1 protein-coding gene and 1 pseudogene are annotated in these 1,223 nt (G+C 69.3%); one reads left to right on the top strand and one right to left on the bottom strand.

What is annotated here, in order from left to right; genetic code table 11:
* The first annotated feature begins 136 nt into the window (after positions 1 to 136).
* Positions 137 to 808: a MarC family protein gene (locus tag AC6EI8_RS26600; RefSeq protein WP_149316305.1), complete on the top strand. Its 672-nt coding sequence runs from the start codon at positions 137 to 139 to the stop codon at positions 806 to 808.
* Positions 809 to 935: 127 nt separating this feature from the next.
* On the opposite strand, the pseudogene AC6EI8_RS26595 reads toward AC6EI8_RS26600, so the two are convergent.
* Positions 936 to 1,223: pseudogene (locus AC6EI8_RS26595) on the bottom strand (methyl-accepting chemotaxis protein); the annotation flags it as partial.

Here is a 1,223-nt window from a genome sequence, read left to right as displayed (position 1 = left end):
CCCAACCCCAACGCCGGCACCGCTACCGCCGGCCACCAACGGCGCGGCGAGCCCCAATGCCCCCGGCTGATCGCAGTAGTCGCCGCAGTGCCCCATGCGCTATGCTTGCGCGATTTGGTGAGGATAGGCGCGCACAATGGGCATCCTGAGCTTGAGCAATCTGGTGGCGGAGTTCCTGCTCGCGTTCTCCGCGCTGCTCAGTATCATCAACCCGTTCGGCATGGCATTCGTGCTGTTCGACCGGACCCGCTTCCTGACCGTCGAGGAGCGTCGCAAGCTGAGCCGCCAGGTCGCGATCAATTCGCTGATCGTGCTGCTGGTGACCTTCTTCCTCGGCACCGCCATCCTCGGCTTCTTCGGCATCTCGCTGCAGGCGCTGCGCCTGGCCGGCGGCTTCGTGGTGGCGTTCAGCGGCTGGACCATGCTGAACGCGCCGACGCAGCCCGCCGAGAAGCGCATCGAATCGGTCTCGACCGGCGATGTCACGCAGATGGCGTTTTTCCCGCTGACGATTCCGCTGACCACCGGCCCCGGCTCGATCGCCACCGCAATCGCGCTGAACGCCAGCCGCAGCCGCGAATGGCGCGATGCGATCGAATCGGCGGTGGTGTCGGTGACGGTCAGTGTCGCCGTGGCGATCGTCGTCTATGTGGTCTACAGCCGCGCCGAACTGCTGGCCCGCGTGCTGGGACCGGAAGGCACCAACGTCGTCACGCGGCTGTCGGCCTTCCTGCTGCTGTGCATCGGCGTGCAGATCATGATGACGGGCATCAGCGAATACCTGACGACGCTGCCGGGCCTGGGCTGATCGCCGGCATTGCCCGCACCCCGCACCCCGCACCCCGCACCCCCGCAGCCCCGCAGCCCCGCAGCCCCGTACCGCCGCACCGCCGCACCGCCCGGCGGCGCGTGCGGATGGTCGGTCATCCCGCGACCTAATCCAGCCTGAACTGTCCCACCGCGCCGGTCAGCCGCGCCAGTTGCTGCTGCTGGCGTGCGACCTCTTCCGCGGTCTGGTCGACATGGTCGGCGTTCTGGCGCGACGCCGCGTCGATGCCGGCGATATTTCCCTCCACCTGATCGATGCCGGCGCGCTGTCCGCCGGTGGCGAGCGCCATCTGGTCGACGATGGCGGCGAGCCGCGCGACGCTGGCCTCGAGCTCGCCCATCGTGCTGCCCGCGGTGCCGACCAGCTCCGAGCCGGCGCGCGCGCGGTCGACCGA

The sequence above is a fragment of the Cupriavidus sp. R6-3 genome, from assembly GCF_059772245.1.
This window is presented reverse-complemented; position numbering and strand designations above follow the sequence as displayed.